Raw genomic sequence first — 292 nt, forward strand, 5'->3', positions numbered from 1 at the left:
CGCAAAGCCAAGTAAAGACTGTCAGATTTTTTTACAGAAAAGCCAGGCTTAGCCTGGCTTTTTTATTTTTACGCCCAGCATGTTCTGCGCCTTACACCTTCAACACCTTAAGCAGAGCGTATCAACTTTGCCGACTTTTACGGCAGAGTATTTGCCACCAAAACAGCACCAACTGACGAAGTCCTAGCAACATAAAACGCGGATTGTGCTTGATGTACCGCCAGAACAATCGTTTGGGTTCCTGACCGAAACGATAAAACCATTCCAAGCCCACTTTTTGCATCCAACGTGG

At 45.5% G+C, this 292-nt stretch carries 1 protein-coding gene; it reads right to left on the bottom strand.

Annotated features, from left to right (window positions below; translation table 11 throughout):
• Positions 1 to 121: 121 nt before the first annotated feature.
• Complete coding sequence (locus tag J0A66_RS23915; protein WP_369127395.1) at positions 122 to 283, bottom strand: WecB/TagA/CpsF family glycosyltransferase; 162 nt, start codon at positions 281 to 283, stop codon at positions 122 to 124.
• Between the last annotated feature and the right edge of the window lie 9 nt (positions 284 to 292).

The organism is Bowmanella dokdonensis, assembly GCF_017254865.1.
Classification (GTDB): Bacteria; Pseudomonadota; Gammaproteobacteria; order Enterobacterales; family Alteromonadaceae; genus Bowmanella; species Bowmanella dokdonensis.

Coding starts and splice junctions, on each gene's coding strand:
- J0A66_RS23915 (WP_369127395.1), bottom strand. CDS start 283: ATGCAAAAAGTGGGCTTGGAATGGTTTTATCGTTTCGGTCAGGAACCC.